This window comes from Cereibacter sp. Soil_C_27 (assembly GCF_057657095.1).
This window is the reverse complement of the sequence record NZ_JBDGJD010000003.1, coordinates 289,056-311,021: the sequence shown is the minus strand read 5'-3', so window position 1 is coordinate 311,021 and position 21,966 is coordinate 289,056. Positions and strand designations below refer to the sequence as shown.

The 21,966-nt window shown below is 67.9% G+C and carries 25 protein-coding genes; 8 read left to right on the top strand and 17 right to left on the bottom strand.

From position 1 onward, the window contains the following. Nucleotides 1–1,311: a TRAP transporter large permease gene (locus AC3A5Z_RS13500; protein ID WP_487519862.1), complete on the bottom strand. Its 1,311-nt coding sequence runs from the start codon at nucleotides 1,309–1,311 to the stop codon at nucleotides 1–3. Beyond that, entirely contained in the window at nucleotides 1,311–1,871 is a 561-nt protein-coding gene (locus AC3A5Z_RS13495) for a TRAP transporter small permease (protein ID WP_487519861.1), read from the bottom strand. Before AC3A5Z_RS13495 ends, AC3A5Z_RS13500 begins: the two co-directional genes overlap by 1 nt. Nucleotides 1,872–2,123: 252 nt before the next feature. Here AC3A5Z_RS13495 and AC3A5Z_RS13490 point away from each other — a divergent pair, with 252 nt between their 5' ends. Both AC3A5Z_RS13490 and AC3A5Z_RS13485 read left to right on the top strand, forming a co-directional pair. After that, nucleotides 2,124–3,194: a C4-dicarboxylate TRAP transporter substrate-binding protein gene (locus tag AC3A5Z_RS13490; protein WP_487519860.1), complete on the top strand. Its 1,071-nt coding sequence runs from the start codon at nucleotides 2,124–2,126 to the stop codon at nucleotides 3,192–3,194. Between the two features lie 43 nt (nucleotides 3,195–3,237). Beyond that, nucleotides 3,238–4,002 (top strand): SDR family NAD(P)-dependent oxidoreductase, encoded by a 765-nt coding sequence (locus tag AC3A5Z_RS13485; protein ID WP_487519859.1) that lies wholly within the window; start codon nucleotides 3,238–3,240, stop codon nucleotides 4,000–4,002. A gap of 52 nt (nucleotides 4,003–4,054) precedes the next feature. Here AC3A5Z_RS13485 and AC3A5Z_RS13480 read toward each other — a convergent pair whose 3' ends face one another. The 4 genes from AC3A5Z_RS13480 to AC3A5Z_RS13465 all read right to left on the bottom strand — a co-directional run bounded on the left by AC3A5Z_RS13480 (nucleotide 4,055) and on the right by AC3A5Z_RS13465 (nucleotide 8,016). Next, nucleotides 4,055–5,056 (bottom strand): Gfo/Idh/MocA family protein, encoded by a 1,002-nt coding sequence (locus AC3A5Z_RS13480; protein WP_487519858.1) that lies wholly within the window; start codon nucleotides 5,054–5,056, stop codon nucleotides 4,055–4,057. Between the two features lie 20 nt (nucleotides 5,057–5,076). Further along, nucleotides 5,077–5,880, bottom strand: coding sequence for an alpha/beta fold hydrolase (locus tag AC3A5Z_RS13475; protein WP_487519857.1), 804 nt, complete (start codon nucleotides 5,878–5,880; stop codon nucleotides 5,077–5,079). Then, nucleotides 5,877–6,983, bottom strand: coding sequence for an LLM class flavin-dependent oxidoreductase (locus AC3A5Z_RS13470; protein WP_487519856.1), 1,107 nt, complete (start codon nucleotides 6,981–6,983; stop codon nucleotides 5,877–5,879). Before AC3A5Z_RS13470 ends, AC3A5Z_RS13475 begins: the two co-directional genes overlap by 4 nt. Nucleotides 6,984–7,086: 103 nt before the next feature. Beyond that, a complete protein-coding gene (locus AC3A5Z_RS13465; protein WP_487519855.1) occupies nucleotides 7,087–8,016 on the bottom strand; it encodes a LysR family transcriptional regulator in 930 nt (309 codons plus the stop codon). Nucleotides 8,017–8,138: 122 nt separating this feature from the next. Here AC3A5Z_RS13465 and AC3A5Z_RS13460 point away from each other — a divergent pair, with 122 nt between their 5' ends. The 4 genes from AC3A5Z_RS13460 (at nucleotide 8,139) to AC3A5Z_RS13445 (ending at nucleotide 10,803) form a co-directional block, all read left to right on the top strand. Next, nucleotides 8,139–8,675, top strand: a complete 537-nt coding sequence (locus AC3A5Z_RS13460; RefSeq protein WP_487519854.1) for a flavin reductase family protein — start codon at nucleotides 8,139–8,141, stop codon at nucleotides 8,673–8,675. 95 nt (nucleotides 8,676–8,770) lie between these two features. Further along, entirely contained in the window at nucleotides 8,771–9,328 is a 558-nt protein-coding gene (locus AC3A5Z_RS13455) for a carboxymuconolactone decarboxylase family protein (RefSeq protein ID WP_487519853.1), read from the top strand. Between the two features lie 21 nt (nucleotides 9,329–9,349). Beyond that, entirely contained in the window at nucleotides 9,350–10,360 is a 1,011-nt protein-coding gene (locus AC3A5Z_RS13450; RefSeq protein WP_487519852.1) for a Gfo/Idh/MocA family protein, read from the top strand. Continuing rightward, entirely contained in the window at nucleotides 10,357–10,803 is a 447-nt protein-coding gene (locus AC3A5Z_RS13445) for a DMT family transporter (protein WP_487519851.1), read from the top strand. Before AC3A5Z_RS13450 ends, AC3A5Z_RS13445 begins: the two co-directional genes overlap by 4 nt. Nucleotides 10,804–10,829: 26 nt before the next feature. Here the strand turns inward: AC3A5Z_RS13445 and AC3A5Z_RS13440 are convergent, their stop codons facing one another. From AC3A5Z_RS13440 to AC3A5Z_RS13390, 11 genes are all read right to left on the bottom strand, one after another. Then, nucleotides 10,830–11,696, bottom strand: coding sequence for a polysaccharide deacetylase family protein (locus AC3A5Z_RS13440; RefSeq protein ID WP_487519850.1), 867 nt, complete (start codon nucleotides 11,694–11,696; stop codon nucleotides 10,830–10,832). Between the two features lie 12 nt (nucleotides 11,697–11,708). Further along, nucleotides 11,709–12,797: an amidohydrolase family protein gene (locus tag AC3A5Z_RS13435; protein ID WP_487519849.1), complete on the bottom strand. Its 1,089-nt coding sequence runs from the start codon at nucleotides 12,795–12,797 to the stop codon at nucleotides 11,709–11,711. Between the two features lie 124 nt (nucleotides 12,798–12,921). Then, entirely contained in the window at nucleotides 12,922–13,956 is a 1,035-nt protein-coding gene (locus AC3A5Z_RS13430; protein ID WP_487519848.1) for an ABC transporter substrate-binding protein, read from the bottom strand. Between the two features lie 26 nt (nucleotides 13,957–13,982). Continuing rightward, a complete protein-coding gene (locus AC3A5Z_RS13425; RefSeq protein WP_487519847.1) occupies nucleotides 13,983–14,828 on the bottom strand; it encodes an ABC transporter permease in 846 nt (281 codons plus the stop codon). A gap of 3 nt (nucleotides 14,829–14,831) precedes the next feature. After that, nucleotides 14,832–15,689 (bottom strand): ABC transporter permease, encoded by an 858-nt coding sequence (locus AC3A5Z_RS13420; RefSeq protein WP_487519846.1) that lies wholly within the window; start codon nucleotides 15,687–15,689, stop codon nucleotides 14,832–14,834. Then, nucleotides 15,689–16,483: an ABC transporter ATP-binding protein gene (locus tag AC3A5Z_RS13415; protein ID WP_487520112.1), complete on the bottom strand. Its 795-nt coding sequence runs from the start codon at nucleotides 16,481–16,483 to the stop codon at nucleotides 15,689–15,691. The genes AC3A5Z_RS13420 and AC3A5Z_RS13415 overlap by 1 nt, the downstream gene beginning before the upstream one ends. A gap of 85 nt (nucleotides 16,484–16,568) precedes the next feature. Further along, nucleotides 16,569–17,216: a GntR family transcriptional regulator gene (locus AC3A5Z_RS13410; protein WP_487519845.1), complete on the bottom strand. Its 648-nt coding sequence runs from the start codon at nucleotides 17,214–17,216 to the stop codon at nucleotides 16,569–16,571. Nucleotides 17,217–17,469: 253 nt separating this feature from the next. Further along, nucleotides 17,470–18,351, bottom strand: coding sequence for an NAD(P)-dependent oxidoreductase (locus tag AC3A5Z_RS13405; RefSeq protein WP_487519844.1), 882 nt, complete (start codon nucleotides 18,349–18,351; stop codon nucleotides 17,470–17,472). 79 nt (nucleotides 18,352–18,430) lie between these two features. Further along, a complete protein-coding gene (locus tag AC3A5Z_RS13400; RefSeq protein ID WP_487519843.1) occupies nucleotides 18,431–19,159 on the bottom strand; it encodes an enoyl-CoA hydratase/isomerase family protein in 729 nt (242 codons plus the stop codon). Further along, nucleotides 19,159–20,682, bottom strand: a complete 1,524-nt coding sequence (locus tag AC3A5Z_RS13395) for an aldehyde dehydrogenase (protein WP_487519842.1) — start codon at nucleotides 20,680–20,682, stop codon at nucleotides 19,159–19,161. The genes AC3A5Z_RS13400 and AC3A5Z_RS13395 overlap by 1 nt, the downstream gene beginning before the upstream one ends. Then, on the bottom strand, nucleotides 20,679–21,347 hold the full coding sequence (locus tag AC3A5Z_RS13390; RefSeq protein WP_487519841.1) for a GntR family transcriptional regulator: 669 nt from the start codon (nucleotides 21,345–21,347) through the stop codon (nucleotides 20,679–20,681). The genes AC3A5Z_RS13395 and AC3A5Z_RS13390 overlap by 4 nt, the downstream gene beginning before the upstream one ends. Nucleotides 21,348–21,545: 198 nt before the next feature. Between AC3A5Z_RS13390 and AC3A5Z_RS13385 the strand changes: the two genes are divergently transcribed. After that, nucleotides 21,546–21,761, top strand: a complete 216-nt coding sequence (locus tag AC3A5Z_RS13385) for a hypothetical protein (protein ID WP_487519840.1) — start codon at nucleotides 21,546–21,548, stop codon at nucleotides 21,759–21,761. A 15-nt stretch (nucleotides 21,762–21,776) separates the two neighbouring features. Next, a complete protein-coding gene (locus AC3A5Z_RS13380; RefSeq protein WP_487519839.1) occupies nucleotides 21,777–21,956 on the top strand; it encodes a hypothetical protein in 180 nt (59 codons plus the stop codon). Nucleotides 21,957–21,966: the final 10 nt, after the last annotated feature.

The window sequence follows — 21,966 nt, the reverse complement described above, 5'->3', positions numbered from 1 at the left end:
TCAGCGCCCGATGTTCGGCAGCCAGGTGGCGAGGCCGGGGAAGACGATGACCAGCACCGCCGCCAGGAGGATCAGCGCCACATAGGGCAGGGAGCCGCGGAAGATCTCGCCGAGGCCCGCGTCGCGTTCGGGGATGGCGCCCTTCACGGTATAGACGAGGAGGCCGAAGGGCGGGGTCAGCAGGCCAGCCTCGATCACCAGGATGCCGAAGATGGCGAAGGCGATCGGGTCGACGCCGAGCGAGGCGGCGATGGGGGCGAAGATCGGCACGGTGAGCAGGATGATCGAGACGGAGTCGATGATCATGCCGAGCAGCAGCCAGACGAGCGCCATGACCGCGACGATGACGATGACCCCGCCGCCCATCCCGAGGAAGACGCCCTGCAGGTAGTTCACCGCGCCGCCCATGGCGAGGAGGCGGGAATACATGGTGGCGGCGATCAGGAGGAACATGATGGGCGCGGTGGTGCGGCCGGCGTTGTAGATCGCCTGCATCACCTCGCGCCGGCGCATGCCCTTGGCGAGGCCGAGGAGGAGGGCGCCAACCGCGCCGAAGCCCGCGGCCTCGGTCGGGGTGAAGATGCCGCCCCAGATGCCGCCGATGACCAGCGCCACGAGGGCGAGGATGCCGAAGGCGCCGATGTTCTCGGACCGGGTGCGCGGGGGCTGGTCGGAGGCGGCGACGGGGTCGGGGGCGATGGCGGGGTTGAGGGTGGCGCTGCCGATGCAATAGCCGGCAAAGAGCAGGGCGAGGAGGAGGCCGGGGACCACCCCGGCGATGAAGAGGGCGCCGACCGACATCTCGGTCAGGATCGCCCAGACGATGAGCAGGACCGAGGGCGGGATCAGCATGCCGAGGCAGGCGCTGCCCGCGACCGCGCCGAGGGCGAAATCCTTCTTGTAGCCGAGCTTGCGCATCTCCGGATAGGCGATGCGCGAGAAGGCGGCGGCGGAGGCGATGGAGACGCCGGTGACGGCGGCGAAGATCGCGTTGCCGGCGACGGTGGCGACGGCGAGCCGCCCCGGGATGCGCCGCAGGGCCGAGTTGCAGACCCGGTAGAGATCGCCCGCGGCGCCGGATTTGGAGACGAAATCGCCCATCAGCACGAAGAGCGGGATGACGATGAAGGTCTGGCTGCGCAGCGCCTCGTAGGCGCTGGAGCCGAGCAGCGAGATCGCGATGTCGAAGCTGCCGAGCATGAGGAAGAGGCCGAGCACGCTGGTCAGCGCCATGCTGACCGCGATGTGCAGGCCGAGGAGCACCAGAACGACCAGAAGGCCGATCATCGAGAGGACGACGGTGATGGCCATCAGTGGGTTCCCTTGCGGTCGGCCATGACCCCGGAGGCCTCGGCGTCATAGGAGAGCAGGCCCGGATAGGCGAGCTCCTCTTCCAGCTGTCCGGTCCAGTCGAGCCAGATCATCGAGAGATAGGCGAAGGCGGCGAAGACGGCAGAGCCGATGAGCAGGAATCGCACCGGCCATGTCGGCACCCTGAGCGCGCCCTCGCCCTCGTATTCGCCGATGCGCCACGCGTTGCCGGCCTCGTGCCAGCTGGCGACAACGATCAGCACGAAAAGGGCCGCGCCGCAGAGATAGGTGAGGCTGCGCAGCAGGCGCCGCCCGCCGGGGCCGAGCCGGTCGGAGAAGATCTCGGTCCGCAGCATGGAGCCGGAGAAGATCGCCAGCGGCATCTGCAGGAAGGTGATCGCCACGACCGAATTCTTGACGATCTCGATGGTGCCCTGCACCGGCGTGGCGAAGAACGTCCGCCCCACGACATCGACGATGATGGCAATTCCCAGAACCAGAACCCATGTCGCCGAAACGACATGGATAGCCCGGGCCGCCGCGACGGCTGGCTTCAACATGCACTATCCTCCCTGCACGGCCTCCCAGCCGCTGCCTGCATCCTAACGCATGGAAAAGGCGGGTCAAACAAATTAGCGTATGATAAATACATCTTTTTGCACCGCCGGAGCCGCCGAGTCTATTGACGCGCAGGTTCTGCTCGGACACGGTTAGCAAGTGATAAACAAGACCTGCGGTCCGTGGGAGGAGGGGCAGAGCCGCGCCGAGCGGCAGAGCCCCTGTCGGGCCGCAGCGTCAGTGGGAGGAAGACCATGATGCGCAACTCGACCACCTATCTGCCTGCCGCGGCGGCGCTGCTGCTTTTGCCGCAGGTTGCCGCCGCCGACTCGTTCACGCTCCGCGCCGGGGCGGGGCATCCCTCGGGGCCGACGATCTATGTGAACCTCGTTGAGACCTTCTTCGTGCCCGAGGTGAAGCGGCGCGTCGCCGAGGAAACCGAGCATGAGGTGGAGTTCATCGAGGGCTACGGCGGGGCGATGGCCTCGGTCTCGGACACGCTGGAGGCGGTGCAGACCGGGCTTCTGGATGTCGGCGCCTATTGCTTCTGCTTCGAGCCGTCGAAGCTGTTCATCCACAACTTCCCCTATTACGTGCCCTTCGGCCCGCAGGACGGCCTGTCGGCGATGAAGGCGGTGCGCGCCACCTATGACGCGGTGCCGTGGCTGACCGAGACCTTCGAGCGCGAGCACGGGCAGGTTCTGCTCGGGCTGTCGGGTTGGGACAACTACCATCTCGGCACCACCGACCCGTGGGACACGGTGGCCGACCTTCAGGGCGTGAAGATCGGCGGCGCGGGGCCGAACCTGCCGTGGCTGCAATATGCCGGCGTCGTGCCGGTGCAGTCGGCGCTGCCCGACGGCTACATGAACATGCAGACCGGGGTCTACAACGGCTGGCTGATGTTCCCCTCGGCCTATCTGGGCTACAAGTATTACGAGCCCTCGCCCTATTACACGCTGATCGGCTTCGGCGCGATGGGGGTGAACGGGCTGACGATGAACGCGGCTTCGCTGGAGCGGCTGCCCGAGGACGTGCAGCAGATCATCCGCGAGGTCGGGCGCGAATACGAGGCGCGCTCGGGTCAGGTGATGGACGAGCGGCAGGCGGCGGGGCTGAAGGGCCTGGCCGAGCAGGGCGCCGTCATCAAGGAGCTGCCGGAGAGCGCGCGGGCGGAATGGGCGCAGGCGATGGCCGAGTTCCCGCGGGCGATGGCCAAGGATGCCGATGGCCGCAGCCTGCCGGGGACCGAGGTGATGCAGACCTATCTCGATGCGGTGACCGCCGGGGGCCATAGCTGGCTCACCGAATACAAGCTGGACTGAGCGGTCCATGCAGGGCGGGGATGACCAAGGTGCGGGGCGCGGCATGAGGCTGCCGCGCACGCCCTCCTTCCGGCTGGAGGGCCGGAGCGCGCTGGTGACAGGGGCGTCCTCCGGGATCGGGCTGGCCGCTGCGGTGGCGCTGGCCGAGGCGGGGGCCGCGGTGACGCTGGTCGCGCGGCGGATGGAGGCGCTGGAGGAGGCGCGCGATGCGTTGCGCGCCCAAGGCCATGCGGCCGAGGCGGTGGCGCTCGATGTGACCGACATCCTGGCGACGACCGCCTTCCTGTCGGAGGGCGGGCCCTTCGACGTGCTGGTCAACTCCGCCGGTCTGGCGCGGCACACGCCCGCGCTGGACACGACGCCCGAGGATTACGACGCGGCGATGGCGCTGAACCTGCGGGCGGCCTATTTCCTGACGCGCGAAGTGGCGCGGGGGCTGATCGCGGCGGGGCGGCCGGGGAGCCTGATCAACATCTCGAGCCAGATGGGCCATGTCGGCGGGCCGGATCGCGGGGTCTATTGCGCGACCAAGCACGGGCTCGAGGGGATGACCAAGGCGATGGCGATCGAATGGGGGCCGAAGCGCATCCGGGTGAACACGCTGTGCCCGACCTTCATCCGCACGCCGCTGGGCGAGCAGACGCTGGCGATCCCCGAGCGGCGGGCCTGGATCGAGAGCAAGATCAAGCTCGGTCGGGTGGGAGAGCTCGAGGATGTGATGGGGCCGGTGGTCTTTCTCGCCTCCGACGCCTCGGCGCTGGTCACGGGGACGGCGCTGCTGGTCGACGGCGGCTGGACGGCGGAATGACGGCCGGGCCGCTGGCCGCGACCGGAGGGCGCCCCGTGGGGCGCCCTTTTTCCTACATCGGCGCGACGGTGACGGGGCGGCCTTCGCGGGCGGAGATGGTGATCGCCTCGAGCACGGCGATGTTGCCGATCTTCTGCGCGTCGGTGAAGGGATAGGTCGCGGCGCCCCGGATCTGCTGGGCGAAGAGGTCGAGGTTGGCGCGCACCGAATCCGTCCAGTCGTAGGTCGTGACCCGCGCGGGCTCGCCCGTCACCTGCACGGTGAGGGTGGAGGGGCCGGGCGTGTCGGGATGGGTCTCGTTGCGGTATTCGACCCAGGCCTTGGTGCCGAAGACGGCGAAGCGCAGGTAGAGCGGGGTGTAGAGCACCGCGTTGAGATAGGCGGTCTCGCCGCTTTCGAAACGCAGGAGCACCGAGACCACATCGCCGTTCTCGCCGGGGAGGACGCGCTTGGCGGTCATGGCATAGACTTCGGTCACCGGGCCGAAGAGGTTCACATAGGCGTCGCTGAGGTGGATGCCCATCGCCGTCATGCCCGCCGCCGGGCTCTCTGTGGCCGAACGGCGCCAGTCGGTGACCGGCACGTTGATCAGCTTGTCATGGCTGAAGCTCGACTCGGAATGCATGATGGTGCCGAGTTCGCCCGCCCGCACCATGCGCTGCACCTCGAGCATCGCCAGCTCGAAGCGGCGCTCGTGGCCGATGCCGAGGGTGACGCCATGTTCGGCGCAGATCGCCACCGAGGCCTCGGCCTCGGCGCGGGTCAGGGCGAGGGGCTTTTCGCAGAACACATGCTTGCCCGCCCGCGCCACCGCCGCGACCTGCGCGGTGTGCTGGGTGTTGGGAGTGCAGAGGATGACGGCATCCACATCCGCGTCGGCCAGAACCTCGTCGAGCGACCCCGAGAGCCGCAGGCCGTTCTGGTCGGCGAAGTCGCGGTGCAGGTCGGGGTAGAGATCGACGGCATGGGTGACGCGCATCTCGTCGGAGGATTTCATCCGGCCGGTGATGGTCTTGCCCCACCAGCCCAGGCCCACGATGGCGGCGTTCAGCATGTTCTTCCTCTCCGTTTCATTCAGGCCGCCGCGTCGTGGCTGGCGTGCAGGCACTCCCGGATCGCGCTCAGGAAGCGCTCGGGGTTTTCCATGTTGGGCACATGGGCGAGGCCGGGCAGCACCTTGAAGCCCGAGCGCGGCGTCGCCTCGTGCATGGCGGCCATCGCCTCTTTCGGGGCGCCCATGTCCTCTTCGCCGACGATGTAGAGCACCGGGGGCTGCATCGTGCCGAGATCCTTGAGGTAATCCAGCCGCTTCAGCGCCTCGGCGCAGCCGATCCAGCCTTCGGGCGGGGTGGCGAGGATCATGGCGCGGGCGCGGTCGCGCGCCTCGGGCGGGCAGTCGGCGGTGAACCAGCGGTCGAGCGTGCCCTCGGTGATCGCGGCGAGGCCGCCCGCGCGGATCGCGGCGATCCGGTCGTCCCAGCCCTGGACGAAGGGCGGTGGCGCGTCGGCGCGGGCATCGCAGACGATCATCCGCCGCACCCGTTCGGGATGGGCGAGGCCGAGCCCCAGCGCGGTCATGCCGCCGAGCGAGAGGCCCAAGATGTCGGCAGACTCGGCGCCGACATGATCGAGGATCGCGACCATGTCGCCCACCAGCAGCTCGAAGCTGTAGGGGCCGGGCGGCACCGAGCTTTCACCATGGCCGCGCGTGTCGTAGCGGATGACGTGGTGGGTCTTGGTGAGCGCGGCGATCTGGTCGTCCCACATCGAAAGGTCGGCGGCGAGGGAATTGGACAAGAGGAGCCACGGCTTGCCCGCGCTGCCGTCGATCCTGATCGAAAGCCGGGCCTCGCCCGATGCCACGGTCTCGCGAGTCATTCTGCGGCCTCCGCTGTCTGTTTCTCGGCAGCCATGACGGCGGGCTGCACTTTTTCCTGCATCAGCACCATGGAGCGGCGGGCGAGATCGACATCGGCCCAGTCATGCCCGGCGCAGAGCAGGGTGCCGAAGGGGCCGACCTCTTCGCGGAAGGCGAGAAGTTCGTCGGCCACCTTGTCGGGCGTGCCCCAGATCACCAGCCGCTGCATGACGTAGTCCAGCGTCACCGCCTCGTCCGGCATCGACTGGTCTTCCTTGAAGAGGTTGGCGCGGCCGTTCTTCACCAGCTTCGTCACCAGCGACTTGTAGTAGTGCAGATAAGGGCTGCCCGGATCATTGGCATAGGCGCGCGCGGTTTCCATGTCGTCGGCGACGAAGACGCTCTTGGCCACGCGCCAGTTGCCCAGATCGGCCTCGCGTCCGCCTTCGGCGCAGCCATCGAGGTAGCTCTTGCGGTGGGTGGCGACCCATTTCGGCAGGAGAAAATTGGCCGAGATCGGATCCCAGCCGCGTGCCGCCGCCGCCGTCACCCCCTTGGAGAAGGGCGCGACCGCCGTCACCACCACGGGCGGATGCGGGCGCTGCAGCGGCTTGGTGATGATGCCCTGACCGATCTCGGGCAGGAGCGTGCGTTCGGTGGTGATGTTCCAGTACTTGCCCTTGAGATTGTAGGGCGCGTCCCTGGTCCAGAGCGCCAGCACCATGTCGATGGCCTCGAGGAACATGGCGTTGCGGTCGGCGTCGATGTTGCCGAAGATCTCGGCGTCCGACAGCAGCCCGCCGGGGCTGATGCCGAAGTTGAAGCGCCCGTCGAGCAGGTGGTCCAGCATGGAGATCTGGCTTGCGACATGGGCGGGGTGGATGTTGGGCATGTTGATCGTGCCGGTGCCCATGCGGATCTGCTTCAGCCGCGAGGCGAGCGAGGCGATGAAGACCACGCAGGAGGTGATGTTCTCGGCCAAGTCGGTGACATGCTCGCCGACATAGCCCTCGGCATAGCCCAGCTCGTCGGCCAGCAGGAAGGCCTCGGCATCCTCGCGCAGGCACTGGCGGTAATCCTTGCCCACGGGGTGGATCGGCATGGTGAAGAAACCAAGCTGCATGGCTGCACGCTCCTCTAATCTGTCAGTGCAAAGATTAGTCCGCGCTGCGCCTTAAGGAGAAACGATACTATCTGATGCTTGCTATCGCGTGGGCTGATACCCCTCAGGCGCCGACGCGGGCGAAGACCTCGGCCCATTGCGCATCGCTGCGGGCGTATTCGGCCTCCAGCCGTTCGAGGAACAGACGCGCGGCGCGGGAGAGGGCCTTGCGGGCCGGTTCGATGACGGCGTAGCTGACGCTGAGCGAGGGGCCGACGATCGGGTGCAGCCAGCGCAGGCCGCCGTCGAGATCCTTGGTGCAGATGGTGGCGGGCAGGATGGTGACGTAGTCGGAGGAGGCGACGAAATCGAGCGTGGCGATCATCGCATCCATGTCGACCAGCGAGGCGACGGCAATGCCGGAACGGTCGAGGAAGGCGTCGATCCCGTCGCGGCGGGCATTGCCGCGGGCGGGCAGGACGAGGTGCAGGGGCTGCAGATCGGCCAGCCGCACCGGCGAGAGATGCGGCAGCGGTCCGCCGGGGCGCTGCACCAGGATCTCGCGGTCGCTGCCGAGCGGGCGGCTGACGATGCCGTCGCGCGGCGCGGCCTGCGGCACGACGGCGAAATCGACCTCGGCTTCGGCCACCTTCTCGGTCAGCACGCCGCTGTAGGCCTCGGTCACCGAGAGCTCGACATTGGGGAAGTCCCTGAGGAAGCCGCTGACCACCGGGGCGAGGATGCCGCGGGTGAAGGTGGGCATGAGGCCGATGCGCAGCGGGCCGCTGACCGTGCCGGAAAGCGAGCGCAGCTCCAGTTCGGCAGCGTCGAGGCGGCGCAGCACGTCGACCGCGACGGCGTAGAGCCGGGTTCCGGCGAAGGTCGGGGTGACGCCCTTCGCTGAGCGCTCGAACAGCGGGGTGCCGAGACTGTCCTCCAGATTGCGGATCTGCATCGAGAGGCCGGATTGCGTGGCGTTCAGCCGCTGCGCGGCCTTGTTGAACGAGCCTTCCTCGTAGATGCCGACGAAGGCGGCCAGTTGGCGCAGGTTCATGGGGTATCACCGGGGCTGATAGGAAAATCCATTTCTTATTGTTACTGCTGAAGGTCAATCCCACATAGATTGTTTTTCGCGGCCCGACATGCTGCGATCCGAAACCTGCGAAAGGACATCCGATGAACGCGCTGTCTCCCTCCGATGTCGCCCGGGCGAGCGTCGATCACCTGCTGCCCTGCGATCCGCCGACCTACCGCGACGTGATGGGCAGCTTTCCGACCGGGGTCACGGTGATGACGATCCTGCGCGGCGACGGCACGCGCATCGGGGTGACGGCGAGTTCGTTCAACACGGTCTCGCTCGACCCGCCGCTGATCCTGTGGAGCCTTGCCTTGAAGGCGCCGAGCCTTGCCGCCTTTCGGGAGGCGGAGTTCTTTGCCGTCAACGTGCTGGCGGCGGAGCAGGCCGATGTGGCGCTGCAATTCGCCCGGCCCTCGGAGGACAAGTTCGCCGGGGTCGAGACCATCGCCGGGCAGAGCGGGGTGCCGCTGATCCGGGGGGCGCTGGCGCATGTGGAATGCCGGATCGCCGCGCGCTATCCCGGGGGCGATCACGAGATCATGCTGGGCGAGGTGATCACGCTGGGCCGCCGCGTGGAGGAGGGCGTGCCGCTGGTGTTCCAGCGCGGCGCCTTCCACCGGCTCGCCGGGGCGTAAGGCGCGAAATCCGCGCCGCGCCGAGCGTGGCGTTTGACTTTGCGGGCAAAGCGCTTTTGATTATCGGACGATAAAGACAGTTCAAGGAAGACAGCATGCCGCGCCCGATGATTCTGGATGAAGCCGCGCTCTCGCCGGAGCAGCAGACGATCTTCGATGCGATCCAGTCCGGGCCGCGCGGCATCGTCGAGGGGCCGCTCCGGGTCTGGCTGCAGAGCCCGGGACTGGCCGAGACGGCGCAGCAGCTGGGGGCCTTCTGCCGCTATCGCACCTCCCTGCCACCGCGGCTGAGCGAGCTGGCGATCATCCTTGTCGGCGCGCATTGGCAGGCGGGGTTCGAATGGGCGGTGCATGCGCCGATCGCGGTGAAGGCGGGGGTGGCGGAGCCGATCGTCGAGGCGATCCGCACCGGCGCCGCGCCGCAGTTCGCGGCGGAGGACGAGGCGGCGGTGCATGACTTCGCCGTGGAGCTGCTGCGTGACCGGCGGGTGAGCGACGCAACCTATGCACGGGCCGAGGCCCTGCTGGGCAAGGTCGGCGCGGTCGATCTGGTCGGGGTGCTGGGCTATTACACGCTGATCTGCATGACGATCAACGCCTTCCATGTGCCGCTGCCGCCGGAGGCCGCGGACCCCTTTCCGGCCAAGGCCTGACCCCAGAAGCGGAGCGACGAGATGCTGAAAGTCGGGATAGCCGGGCTGGGCTGGTGGGGCCGGACGCTGGTGCGGGGCGCCCAGGCGACAGGCGAGATCGAGGTGGTGGCCGGGACGACGGGGCGGCGGGCGCTGGCCGAGGAGTTTGCCGCCGAAGCGAGGTTCCGGCTGCATGACGATCTGGCCGGGCTGCTGGCCGATCCGGCGGTGGAGGCGGTGATCCTTGCCACGCCGCATCTCGACCATGACGCGCATATCCTTGCCGTGGCCGAGACGGGGCGGCATGTCTTCGTCGAGAAGCCGCTGACCCTGACGCGGGCCGGGGCCGAGCGCGCCCTGCAGGCGGTGGAGCAGGCGGGCGTGGTGATCGGCTTGGGGCACAACCGGCGCTTCCATCCCAACATGCAGGAGATCCGCCGCCGGCTGGCCGATGGCACGCTGGGGACGATCCTGCATGTCGAGGCGACGATGACGGCGCCGAACGGGTTGTTCCTGAAGGCGGGCAGCTGGCGCACCGATCCGGCGCAATCGCCGGCGGGAGGCATGACCGGGCTGGGCATCCACATGGTCGATGCGATGATCGATCTGCTGGGCGAGATCACCCGCGTCACGGCGCGCAGCGTGCATCGCGCGGTGCCGAGCGGGGCCGAGGACACGACCTCGGTGCTGGTGGATTTCGCCTCGGGGGCGACGGGCTATGTCGGCTGCATGACGGCGACGGCGCCCTCCTACCGGCTGTGCCTCTATGGCAGCGGCGGGATTGCCGAGATCCGGGGGCAGGGGCTCGACCAGTTCGGCTTCGTGCCGACGCCGGATGCGCCGCTGGGAGGGCATGCCGCGCCAAAGGCGCCGGAACTGACAGAGCTGCGCGGCTTCGACACGGTGGCAGCGGAACTCGCGGCCTTCGCGGCAGCGGTGCGGGGCGAGGCGGCGTTTCCGATCAGCCCGGCGCAGATGCTGCATGGCGTCTCGGTCTTCGAAGCGATCACCCGCTCGGCCGCGGCGGGTGCCTCGGTCGAGGTCGCGCGATGAGCGGACAGCTGGCGACGGCGCTGGCCGCGCTGGTGGCGGCGGGGGCCGTGCTGTCGGTGCAGGCGCCGGTCAATGCGGCCCTGGCCCGCGGGGTCGGTGACCCGGTGCTGGCGGCGGCGCTGAACTTTCTGGTCGGGTTTCTGGTGCTGGCGGTGACGGCTCTGCTGCGCGGCGTCGATCCGGGGCAGATCAGCATCGGGGCGGTGCCGCTCTGGGCCTGGCTCGGCGGCTTCATGGGCGGGTTCTATATCGTGACGCTGATCCTGACCGTGCCGATCACCGGCGCGCTGACGGCGGTGGCGGCGGTGATCTTCGGCCAGCTGATCCTTGCGGTGCTGCTGGATCATCACGGCGCCTTCGGGCTGCCGGTGCATGAGCTGACATTGCCCCGTCTGGCGGGGATCGGGCTGGTTCTGGCGGGTGTGCTGCTGACCCGGGCCTGAGCGTTGCCCGGCCCGGGTCGGTTGGCTCAGGCGGCGGTCGCGCCGCGATACCAGTCGGCGATCTCCTCGCCGGTCATCCAGGCGACGCCCTCATGGCCGAGGATATGGTCGATGGCCTGCTCCAGATAGCCGATCCGGTGCGGCACGCCCGAGAGATAGGGGTGCAGGCTGATCGCCATGACGCGCGGCTGCTCCGCCCCTTCGGACCAGAGCCGGTCGAACTGGTCCTTCACCCGGTTGCGGAACCCGTCCGAGGGCAGGTGCTGCACGGCATGGACGACGATGTCGTTGGTCTCGACCGTGTAGGGCACCTGCAGGATCGGGCCGTGCTTCGTCTGCAGCTCGGAGGGCAGATCGTCGATCGGCCAGTTCGCCACATACTCGATCCCGGCGGCCTTGAGATGGTCCAGCGTGGACTCGGTCTCGGTGAGGCCGGGGCTCTCCCAACCGCGGGGCGGTTTGCCGGTGAGGCCGCGGATCGCCTCGATGGTGGCGTCGATGGCGGCGCGCTGGTCGTCGAGCTGATGCATGGGGCGCTGGTGAAAGCCATGGCCCATGAACTCCCAGCCCGCTTCATGCGCTGCCTCAGCAATGCGCGGGTAGCTGTTGAGAACGTTGCCGTTCACCGCCAGCGTGGCGCGCAGGCCGCGGGTCTTCAGCGCCTCGAGGATGCGCCAGAACCCGACCCGCATGCCGTATTCGTGCCAGGCCCAGTTTGGCAGGTCCGGTTGCAGCGGGTTGCCCATCGGCGGGGTCAGCACCTGCCGGGGCATGGGCCGCTCGAAGGCCCATTCCTCGACATTGACGATGAACCAGACGGCCACCCGCTCGCCCTGCGGCAGGTGCAGCCGGGGGCGGTCGGGGAACGCCTGATAGGGCGCGCGGTCGGTCATGCGCACCATGGCTCAGTCGAGCCCGAGGATGCGACGCGCGGTGCCGCCGGCGACCTTGGCGGTATCCTCCGGCGAGAGGCCCGCGGCGATGACCAGCTCGACCGTGTCATAGTCGCACATGTCATAGGGGTAGTCGGTGCCCATGACGATCTGGTCGGCGCCGAAGACTTCGACGAGGTAGCGCAGCTGGTGCGGGGTGAAGACGACGTTGTCGAAGAACACCTTGCGCAGGTAATGCGTCGGCGGGTGCGGCAGGTCGGCCCGGCAATCGGCGCGCGCGCCCCAGGCGTGGTCGATGCGGCCGGAATAGGCGGGAAGATAACCGCCGCCATGCACCGCCAGCAGCTTGAGATCGGGGTGGCGTTCCAGCGTGCCCGAGAAGATCAGCTTGTGCAGCGCCAGCGCGGTCTCGAAGGGGTTGCCGATGACGTTGGAGAAGTAGTAGTCGCGCAGCCGCTCGCCATGGGTGAAGCCGTTGGGGTGGATCATCACCAGGGCGCCATGCTCTTCGGCGCGCTTCCAGAACGGGGCGAAGCGCGGGTCGGAGAGTTCGGCGCCATGCACGTTGGTCAGCACCTGCACGCCCTTGAAGCCGAGCTCCATGCAGTAGTCGAGCTCCTTCACCGCCTCGGCGGCATCCTGCATCGGCACGGTGCCGAGCCCGGCAAAGCGGTCGGGGCGGCGGCCGACGAAGGCGGCGAGACCGTCGTTCACCATGCGGCTGGCCTTCACGGCATGTTCCAGCGGGATGCTGTAGTAGCATTGCAGCGGCGGCGGGGCGACGACCTGGAAGTCGATGCCCATCGCGTCGAGCACGGCGAGGCGGTCGTCGAAATCCTTCAGCGCGGTCTGGCGGTTGCCGTCCTGCGCCTTGTTCACCTCCTTGGTGGCGTCGTCGGTGAAATGCGCCAGCGGGATGTCGCTGAAGTTGACATGCGGCGCGGCATAGGCGGCGGCCTCGGGGATGGCCACATGGGCGTGGATATCGACCGTCGGGGTCGAGAGCCGCTTCTTGCCATCCGGGCGCGGACGGGCGGCCGTCGGGCCGTAGCGGTTGAGGGAGTCGCCGAGGTCGACGGTATCGATGTCGGAATGCGCCATGGTGTTCCTTCAGTCCTTCAAAGCGGTGCCGTCCGGTGCCCATGGCACCGGCCCGGTCGGGGAGGGCCCGCGGTTGCGGGCCGGGTCAGGGAAGGGCGGCCCGACGCACGGGCCGCCCGGCTGTTCACTTGTTGGCGTCGTGCCAGGCGGCAACTTCGGCCTCGACCTCGGCGCGGTCCCAGTCATTGGCCGCATCGATGTAGGTGTCGTTGAGGAAGGTGGTCACGTCGACCTCTTCCGGGATCGCACCCGAGGACAGGAGCCGCGGCTGGATGCCGGTCCAGACCTCGGGCTGCAGATCGCCGAGCTGCTCGGTCACCGAGACGTTCATGCCGATCGACATGTCGAGATAGAGCTGACCGGCCTCGGCATTCTCCCATTCGGTCGGGACCGACTGGCGCAGGATCTCGGCCACGGCCTCGGGGTTCACGCTGGCGGCATACATGCCCTTGGACCAGGCGCGCAGGAAGGCTTCCATCGCCTCGCGCTTGGGCTCGACGTTGGCCGCGTTGATCGCGAAGGTGTTGGCGGGGCTGGCCAGAACCTCTTCCGGGGTGATCATCCGCATCTTGATGCCGCTGACGATCAGCGCGATCCAGTCGGGCGCAGCGCCCGAGATGGCCGAAACCGAGCCGTCGCGAATGGCGGCGGCCAGCGTCGGGCCGCTTTCGCCCAGCACCACGGTGCTCACGTCGTCGATCGAGGCGCCCGCCGCGGTCATCGCCGCCTGCAGGAAGGAGCGGTCACGGTCGGAGACGAGACCCACGGTGGTGCCGGCGAGCTGGTCGACCGAGGTGTATTCGCTCGACTCCAGCACGCCGATGGCCTCGGGCGCGTTCTGCATCACCTCGTAGACCGTGGTGATGCCGGTGCCCGCGACGACCGCGTTGATCGTCTCGACCGGGTCGAGCATGGCGACATCGGCCTGACCGTTCTGCAGGAAGGCGGCATAGGGGATCGAGGTGTCCGACGGCAGGACATTCACCTCGACGCCTTCCTCGGCGAAATATCCCAGCGCCTCGCCCACGACGAGCGGGAAGAACTGGGTGGAGCGCGGCAGCGGGTTGATCAGGTTGACCGTGGTCATGTCCTGAGCGGCGAGCGGGGCGGCGAATACGGCAAGCGCCGAAGACAAGAGCAGAGACCTTACAGCAGACATCTTTATTCCTCCCTGGTTATGGTTCGTCAGGCGCCCGGATTTCCTCTGATCCGGGCCCATTTGCGCGCGCGTGCCTTGGATACGGCAGACATGCGCGCCTCCCGACGCCAGAACACGATCCGGTCGTCGAGCAGTTCCATCGAGTAGAAGAGCAGCAGCCCCATCACCGTCATGCTGAGCAGCGCGGCGAGCGAGGAGGCCATGTTGAGCTGGAACGAGAAGCGGGCCATCAGCACGCCGACCCCCTCGGTCGCCTGGGCGAACTCGGCCACGACGGCGCCGATCAGCGCGGTGGTCAGGCCGATCTTGAGCCCGGCGAACATCAGGGGCAGCGCGGCCGGCAGCCGAAGCTCGAAGAAGATCTGCCGGGCATTCGCGTTCAGCGAGCGGAACAGCTCCTCGCGGTCGGGATCGGTCTGCTTCAGGCCGGTCAGCATGTTCACGTAGATCGGGAAGAAGCTGATGATGGCGCCGAGCGCGATCTTGGAGCCCATGCCATAGCCGAACCAGGCGATGACGATGGGGGTGAGGGCGATGCCCGGGGTCACGTTCAGCACCACGGCATAGGGCGAGACGTAGCGGTGGAAGATCTCGGACCGGGCCGAGCCCACGGCGAGCGACATTGCGACGGCGGTGCCGATCAGGAAGCCCAGCACCGCTTCGGAGAGGGTGATGAAGAAGTGCCACCAGATCGTGCCCTTGATGAAATAGAGCTCGACGATCGCCTTGAGGATGGCGCTGGGGGGCGGGATCAGGATCGAGGTGATGATCCCGGTGGCCACCGCCAGTTCCCATGCGCCCATGATCAGGCCGAAGATCACGAGATGGGGCAGGACGCGGATGGCAAACAGAACCGAGTTGTTGGGGCCCATGGGTCAGATCCTCCCGGCGGCGAAGCGGCGGGCGCGTCTTTTCGAGACGCGGGCCATCGCGGGCTCGCTTTTCCAGAACACCACGCTGCGGTCGAGCAGCTCCATCCCCTTGAAGATGAGAAAGCCGATCACGGTGAGCGAGAAGATGCAGGCAAAAGCCGAAGCCATGTTGAGGTTGCGGGTGTAGGTCAGGATCAGCGAGCCGATCCCCTGATCGCGCTGGATGAACTCGGCCACCAGCACGCCCGAGAGCGCCGCCGTCATGGCCAGACGCAGGCCCGCCATGATGACCGGGATCGCGTCAGGGAAGACCAGCTTGCGCAGGGTCTGGCCCTTGGAGGCGCCGAGCGAGCGCATCAGCTCGTATTTCTCGGGCGCCGCGTTCATCACGCCGGAGAGCGTGTTGATGAAGGGCGCGAAGAAGCAGACCAGCATGATGATGGTGATCTTGGACTGCGCGCCGAAACCGACGATGCCGATGATGAGCGGGGCGACGGCGATGCGCGGCGTCGCTTCCAGCACGATGACGTAGGGCTGCAGGAAGCGGCGGACCAGCGGGTTGAGCCCGACGATGCTGCCGAGGCCCACGCCGAGGATGGAGCCCGCGATGAAGCCCAGAAGCACGAGGCCGATGGAGACACCGAGGTGATACCAGATGTGGCCCTGGCCGATGTAGAGCAGCCAGAAGCTGCCGAGGATCGCGCTGGGGGCGGGGAAGAACAGCGGGTCCAGCCGCCCGGTGCGGGCGCCGAACTCCCAGAGGCTGATCAGCACGATAAAGATCGCCGCATGGGTTGCCGCGCGGCGGATCTTCAGCTGGGCCGCGCTCTGCGGGGCCGGCATGGCGATGGCGGCCTCCATCAATGCGCCCCCAGGACGTCGCGGGCCTCGGCCACGAGCGCGTTGAACTCGGGCGAAAGCTGCAGCGACAGCGGGCGGGGCCGGGCGAAGGGCACGTCGATGACCTTCGACAGCCGCCCCGGGCGCGGGGTCATCACCATGACCTGATCGGAGAGGAAGATCGCCTCGCTGATGTTGTGGGTGACGAAGACGGTGGTCGCCTTCACCTCGGCGACGATGCGCATCAGCTCGACGTTCAGATGCTCGCGTGTGAATTCGTCGAGCGCGCCGAAGGGTTCGTCCAGGAGCAGCACATCGGCGCCGGTCATCAGCAGCCGCGCGAGGGCGACCCGCTGCTGCATCCCGCCCGAGAGCTGCGAGGGGAAGGAGAAGGCGAAGTCCTTCAGCCCGACCAGTTCGAGGAAATGCATGGCGCGGTCGCGGTCTTCGCGGGTGACGCTGCCGCGGATCTCGACCGGGAGAAGGGCGTTTTCGATGGCGGTGCGCCATTCGAGCAGCGTGGCCTTCTGGAACATCAGGCCGACATCGGTATGCGGCCCCGTCACCTGCCGGCCATGCACCGAGAGGCTGCCCGAGCTTTTCGAGATCAGCCCGGCGATCAGACGGAGCAAGGTGGACTTGCCGCAGCCCGAGGGGCCGACGAGGCTCACGAAGGAGCCGGGCGCGATGTCGAAGGAGGCACCCTCGAGGGCAATCACCGACCCGTTGGCAAAGGTCTTGCCGACACCCTTTCCCGAAATGACCGGGGCGGATTGCCCCCGTATCGGTGCGTGCCCGGATGCGATCTCTAGCATGGCAGTCAATTTCCCCTCCCTGGTGAGATTTCAGCCCGACGCAAAACTTTGTATCCTGCCGTCTCTTGCGGCATGTTCTGGCCTGTCAGGCGACGATCATCTGACTTGTCGCGAGGCCCCGCATGATGGCACGGCGCGAGCGGTTGACGTGTCTGGTCGCCACCCGCGCCGCAGCGGCGCCATCTCTCGCCTGCAGGGCGTCGATCATTGCGTTGTGGTCCGCGACCGGACCGTCGAAACCGTCCTTGCCGCGCTGGTTCGACAAGGAGATCATGCAGAGCCGGTCATACATCTCCATCACCCGGCTGGTCTCCTCGGCCAGCCGACGATTGCCCGAGAGATGGGCGAGATGACGGTGGAAGCGACGGTTGTAGGCCGTAAACGCTTCTATTGACTGGTCTTTCGGGTCGCGGAACTCGTCGAGCGCCGCAAGGTCCGCCACACTCGCCCGCTGCACGATCCCCTTCAGCGAGCCGATCTCGAGGATGACGCGCAACTCCAGCATGTCCTCGGCATCCGAGATCGAGATCGGCTTCACCCGATGCCCGCGACGCGGTTCGATCTCGATCAGGCCTTCGAATTCCAGCTTCTGCATGGCGGCGCGGACTGGCGACTTGGACACGCCGTAGCGCAGCGCAAGCTCCAGCTCGCGCAGCTCCTCTCCCGGCAGGATCCGGCAGGTGAGGATGTCGTTGCGGACGGATTCGAAGACCTGGTTGCGGACGAGATTCATGGACGTTTCACCACCACTGATATTTCACGATGCTTGCAGAGGCGTGTTCATGGGTCAAGTAATTATCGGACGATCATCTTAAATAGATATCCGATCCAGAGGTTTTCCGCGCCGCGCAGCGAAGATCCGCCGGGGCCCGTGCCGGCTCCGGCGACAGGCTGCCGGGGGTCGCCCCGCGCTTGCGGGGAAAGATGGGTGAGTCGGAGAGGGCGCGATACGGCGGGGCAGCGAGCGCCCCGCCGCGGTCTGCGCGTCAGGCGCCGGAGGCGGCCGTCATCTGTTGCAGCACCGCATAGAGCGCCGCGGTGTCTTCCGGCTGGCGGCCCTGGGCGATGGCCGCGGCATAGTAGGGGACGGAGGCCGACATCAGCGGCACCGGCACGCCCAGCTCGCGGGCGTGGTCGAGGATCAGCGCGATGTCCTTCTGGTAGACATCCATCTTCATCGTCGCGGGCTCGTAGCGCCCGTCGATCATCAGCGGCACGCGCAGGTCGAACATCTTCGACTGGCCCGCCCCGGCCTTCACCGTCTCGTAGACCATCTGCAGGTCGAGCCCGGATTTCTGCGCCAGCAGCAGGGCCTCGGCGGCGGCAAGATTGTGGATCGTGACCAGAAGGTTGGCGATCAGCTTCAGCTTCATTCCGTCGCCGAAGACGCCGACCAGCCGCACCTCGCGGCTGAAGGCCCGGAACACGGGCTCCAGCCGGGCATAGCCCGCGGGATCGCCGCTGGCATAGACGATGATGTCGCCGGTATCGGCCTGCGCGCCGGTGCCCGAGACCGGGCAATCGAGCATCAGGCCGCCCTTGGCGGCGACGGTCTCGGCGGCGCGGGTCTTGGCTTCGACGGGCAGGGTGCCCATTTCCGCGATGACATGCGATGCGGTGAGGGCAGGCTGCAGGGCGGCGACGGTCGCCTCCAGCACCTTGGGCGAGGCGAGGGCGAGAAGCACGATCCCGGCCTTTTCCGCCACCGCCTTCGCATCGGCGGCGACTTCGCCACCGGCGGCGCGCAGCGCGTCCTGCGCCTGGGGCGAGGGGTCGTAGCCGATGACGGCGTGACCCTTCGCCAGAAGATGCCGGGCATAGGCGCCGCCCATGATCCCAAGCCCGATGATGCCGACTGTCTCGTTCATGTCACCCCTCCTCCACGGGTGCGGCCAAGCCGCTGAGTTGTGCCTCCCGGCCCCCTCCCGGGCCGGCAGGCGCGGCCGGTCAGTCGGCCTCGCCGCGACGCAGCACACCGACGACCAGACGGCTGCTTGCCATGCGGTTGACCTTGTCGGCGGAGAGCCCCTCGAAGTCGCGCAGCATCGCCTTGATCTCGGCGTGGTTGCGCGGCTTGTGCGCCGTCAGCTGAGCGACCGCAGCGGCCACGGCGGCATCGAGCTCCGCCTCGTCCTCGACCAGCTGGTTCACCAGACCGAGCCGCAGCAGCTCGTCGCCGGCAAGCGGTTGAGCGGTCGCGGTCATCCAGAAGGCGGCACGGCGGCCGACCACACGCGGCAGCCAGGCGAGGACCACGGCGGGGGCGAGGCCGATCTTGGCCTCGGGGAAGGAGAACCTGGCGCTGCGCGTGGCGATGGTCACGTCGCTGAGGGCGGCCATCCCGGCGCCGAAGCCCGCGGCATCGCCCTGCACGCGGGCGATGGTCACGAGGCGCGAGGCCTCGATCGCTTCGTTCAGGCCGATCAGGATGCCGGATTCGCGCACGAGCCCGGCAGGATCGGAGGCGCCGCGGTCGCGCCCGGTGCAGAAGGCCGCCCCGCCCGCCGCGAGGATCAGGATATGCGCGCCCTCCGGCGGATCGTTCAACAGCTCGGTGAGTGCCTCGCAGATCTCCATCGAGACCGGGTTGCCCTCGCCGCGCTCGAGGCGCGCGGTGAGCACGGCGCCGTCGCGGGTGACGGTCAGGCCGTCCTTCTCGTAATCCTGCAGATGCATCAGTTCAGCCTTTCGGTTGCAACGCCGCGATACCAGTCGACCGCCTCTTCGGTGGTGCGGACGGTGACGGCACGGACATGGGTGAAACTGTGGAAACTCTCCCAGCCGCCCTCGCGACCGATGCCGCTTTCGCGCACACCGCCCCAGGGCGAGGAGGGGTCGAGCCGGTGGTGGTCGTTGACCCAGACGATGCCGGTGCGCAGCTTGCTGGCCACGCGATGCGCGCGGTCCACGCGCCGGGTCCAGATCGACGAGCCGAGACCGAAGGGCGAGTCATTGGCCATGCGGATCGCATCGGCCTCGTCCTTGAAGGGGATGACCACCACGACCGGGCCGAAGATCTCTTCCTGCGCCACCCGGGTCTCGTTGGTGACATGGGTGATGACGGTGGGGCGGAGGAAATAGCCGCCCTCGCAGCCCGGCACCTCGACCGCCTCGCCGCCGGTGGCGATGCGGCCGCCCTCAGCTTGGGCGAGGGCGCAGTAGTCGAGGATGCGCTTGCGGGCGCGGTCCGAGATCACCGGGCCGAGCTGGGTCGCGGCCTGCGACGGATCGCCGATGCGGATGGACTCCGCCTGCGCCACCAGCGCCTCGACGAAGGCGTCGTGCATGGTTTCCTGCACGAGGATGCGGGTGCCGGCGATGCAGGTCTGCCCGGCGCCGATGAAGCCGCCGAAGGCCGCGCCCTTGGCTGCCACATCGACCGGCGTGTCGTCGAAGACGAGGACGGGCGACTTGCCGCCGAGCTCGAGCGTGGTGCTGGCGAAGCGCTGTGCCGCGGCCGTGGCGATGCTGCGCCCCGGGGCGGTGCCGCCGGTGAAGGTGATCTTGGCCACGTCGGGATGTTCGCAGAGCGCCGCGCCCGCATCGGGGCCGAGCCCCTGGATCACGTTCAGCACACCCGGCGGCATGCCGGCCTCATGGGCGATCTCGGCCAGAAGCAGCGCGGTGAGCGGGGTCTGTTCCGAGGGCTTCAGCACCACCGAATTGCCCGTGGCCAGCGCCGGGGCGAGGCTTTTCGAGGCGATCATCATCGGGTGGTTGAAGCTGGAGAGGATGCCCACTACGCCCAGCGGGAAGCGCGAGGTGTAGGAGTGATACCCGCCCGCCATCGGCACCACGGCATCGCGGTCGGACAGCAGCAGCGCCGCGGCGTAGCGATACCATTCCGACAGCCGGGTGATCTGCGCCTTGGTCTCGGTGATCGGTCGACCATTGTTCTTGGTCTCGAGAACATAGAGCTCGTCCATCCGCGCCTCGATGCCGTCGGCGAAGCGGTTCATGATGCGGGCGCGGTCGTGGATGCGCATCTCGGACCAGACGCCGCTCTCGAAGGCGCGCTTGGCCGCTGTCACGGCGAGATCGACATCGGCGCGTCCGCCCTTGGTCACCTGCGCGAAGACCGTGCCGGTGGAGGGGTTGACGACGTCGATCACCTCGCCCGACCGGGCCATGACCTCCTCGCCGTCAATGAACATGCCGCGCAGGCGGCTGGTGTCGAATGGTCCCTGAGTGTCTTTCATCGAACTGTCTCCGGATTGGTTCCGGCGGCGCTGCGATCGCTTGCCACCAGATGTTCAAGGATGAAGTCATGCGAACTGCGCAGATGTTCGCGGGTGAGGGTCTCGACCGTGGGCGCATCGCCCGTCTCGGCGGCCTTGAGGATCTGCGCATGTTCGTCGCAGAGCCGCTCGCTGCCGCCGATCACCGTCAGATGCAGGTGCAGGTAGCGGTCGGTCTGGCTGCGCAGGCTTTCGATCAGCTGGGTCCAGCGGACGCGGCGGGATTTCTCGTACATGGTGCGGTGGAAGAGGGTGTTGGCCTCCAGCCAGCGGGCGGGGTCGGTGGTTTCCTGCATCACCAGCTCGGCCTCGCGCAGCAGGCGCAGGTCGGACCGCCCGAGGCTGGCGATGCCGAGTGCTGTGGCGCGCGGCTCCACCAGACCGCGCAGCTCGTAGAGCTCGTCCAGATCCGCGACCGACATGGCCGAGACCAGCGCGCCGCCGGAGGTCAGATCGACCAACCCCTCGCCGGCGAGGGCGTGCAGCGCATCGCGCACCGGAATGCGGCTGATGCCGAAACGTTCGGCAAGGTCGGACTGGTTCAGGTGCATGCCCGGGGCGAGCTTCGCCGTCACGATCTCGTCGCGCAGCTTGCTGGTGACGCGGTGGGTGGAGGAGACGCTCATCGGGGCCTGCGGACTGATGTATACATTGTGATGTCAGCGTATACACGGTGATTTCAGGCGTCAACACATTCTTCGGAGTCGTCGTCGGCGCCCGCCTGCGCGGTGTGGCGCCCCTCGGAACATCGGCCCGCGCCGCCGGTTGACTCCTCGGGTGGCGCAGGCCCCAGGGTCGCGCCGCCTGAACACAGGAGGAAGACGATGGCGAATGCGGACAAGAAGCACTTCGGTGCCGGGATGCAGGGCAAGGGTGACGGGACGGGCGCCATGGCGGTGGCCGAGACCGGCGAGATTCCCGCCAATGGCGTCCTGTCGAACCGCGACAAGCAGGGATCGCCGGAGCGCGGCCGCGATGGCCGGGCGATCCAGACCGAGCAATACGAGGACCATCAGGCCAACCGTCGCAACGACGGCTGAACAAGGAGCCTTCCGATGACCAGCAGAATGCCCCCCGTACCGCAGGCCAACCGCAGCCCGAAGGGGCCCGGCGGCAGCGCCAAGGCCGATCCCGCTGCGGCGAAGGCCACGGGCACGCCGGACCCCGACAAGCAGGGCCAGCAGGCCAACAGCAAGATCAACACCACGAACCAGGGCCTGCAGCAGGAACCGTGATCCTTCGGCC

Coding starts and splice junctions, on each gene's coding strand:
- AC3A5Z_RS13470 (WP_487519856.1), bottom strand. CDS start 6,983: ATGCAGCTTGGTTTCTTCACCATGCCGATCCACCCCGTGGGCAAGGAT.
- AC3A5Z_RS13395 (WP_487519842.1), bottom strand. CDS start 20,682: ATGAAAGACACTCAGGGACCATTCGACACCAGCCGCCTGCGCGGCATG.
- AC3A5Z_RS13400 (WP_487519843.1), bottom strand. CDS start 19,159: ATGCATCTGCAGGATTACGAGAAGGACGGCCTGACCGTCACCCGCGAC.
- AC3A5Z_RS13475 (WP_487519857.1), bottom strand. CDS start 5,880: ATGACTCGCGAGACCGTGGCATCGGGCGAGGCCCGGCTTTCGATCAGG.
- AC3A5Z_RS13420 (WP_487519846.1), bottom strand. CDS start 15,689: ATGGAGGCCGCCATCGCCATGCCGGCCCCGCAGAGCGCGGCCCAGCTG.
- AC3A5Z_RS13390 (WP_487519841.1), bottom strand. CDS start 21,347: ATGAGCGTCTCCTCCACCCACCGCGTCACCAGCAAGCTGCGCGACGAG.
- AC3A5Z_RS13425 (WP_487519847.1), bottom strand. CDS start 14,828: ATGGGCCCCAACAACTCGGTTCTGTTTGCCATCCGCGTCCTGCCCCAT.
- AC3A5Z_RS13490 (WP_487519860.1), top strand. CDS start 2,124: ATGATGCGCAACTCGACCACCTATCTGCCTGCCGCGGCGGCGCTGCTG.
- AC3A5Z_RS13405 (WP_487519844.1), bottom strand. CDS start 18,351: ATGAACGAGACAGTCGGCATCATCGGGCTTGGGATCATGGGCGGCGCC.
- AC3A5Z_RS13465 (WP_487519855.1), bottom strand. CDS start 8,016: ATGAACCTGCGCCAACTGGCCGCCTTCGTCGGCATCTACGAGGAAGGC.
- AC3A5Z_RS13440 (WP_487519850.1), bottom strand. CDS start 11,696: ATGACCGACCGCGCGCCCTATCAGGCGTTCCCCGACCGCCCCCGGCTG.
- AC3A5Z_RS13455 (WP_487519853.1), top strand. CDS start 8,771: ATGCCGCGCCCGATGATTCTGGATGAAGCCGCGCTCTCGCCGGAGCAG.
- AC3A5Z_RS13410 (WP_487519845.1), bottom strand. CDS start 17,216: ATGAATCTCGTCCGCAACCAGGTCTTCGAATCCGTCCGCAACGACATC.
- AC3A5Z_RS13500 (WP_487519862.1), bottom strand. CDS start 1,311: ATGGCCATCACCGTCGTCCTCTCGATGATCGGCCTTCTGGTCGTTCTG.
- AC3A5Z_RS13480 (WP_487519858.1), bottom strand. CDS start 5,056: ATGCTGAACGCCGCCATCGTGGGCCTGGGCTGGTGGGGCAAGACCATC.
- AC3A5Z_RS13450 (WP_487519852.1), top strand. CDS start 9,350: ATGCTGAAAGTCGGGATAGCCGGGCTGGGCTGGTGGGGCCGGACGCTG.
- AC3A5Z_RS13445 (WP_487519851.1), top strand. CDS start 10,357: ATGAGCGGACAGCTGGCGACGGCGCTGGCCGCGCTGGTGGCGGCGGGG.
- AC3A5Z_RS13485 (WP_487519859.1), top strand. CDS start 3,238: ATGAGGCTGCCGCGCACGCCCTCCTTCCGGCTGGAGGGCCGGAGCGCG.
- AC3A5Z_RS13460 (WP_487519854.1), top strand. CDS start 8,139: ATGAACGCGCTGTCTCCCTCCGATGTCGCCCGGGCGAGCGTCGATCAC.
- AC3A5Z_RS13415 (WP_487520112.1), bottom strand. CDS start 16,483: ATGCTAGAGATCGCATCCGGGCACGCACCGATACGGGGGCAATCCGCC.
- AC3A5Z_RS13430 (WP_487519848.1), bottom strand. CDS start 13,956: ATGTCTGCTGTAAGGTCTCTGCTCTTGTCTTCGGCGCTTGCCGTATTC.
- AC3A5Z_RS13385 (WP_487519840.1), top strand. CDS start 21,546: ATGGCGAATGCGGACAAGAAGCACTTCGGTGCCGGGATGCAGGGCAAG.
- AC3A5Z_RS13495 (WP_487519861.1), bottom strand. CDS start 1,871: ATGTTGAAGCCAGCCGTCGCGGCGGCCCGGGCTATCCATGTCGTTTCG.
- AC3A5Z_RS13435 (WP_487519849.1), bottom strand. CDS start 12,797: ATGGCGCATTCCGACATCGATACCGTCGACCTCGGCGACTCCCTCAAC.
- AC3A5Z_RS13380 (WP_487519839.1), top strand. CDS start 21,777: ATGACCAGCAGAATGCCCCCCGTACCGCAGGCCAACCGCAGCCCGAAG.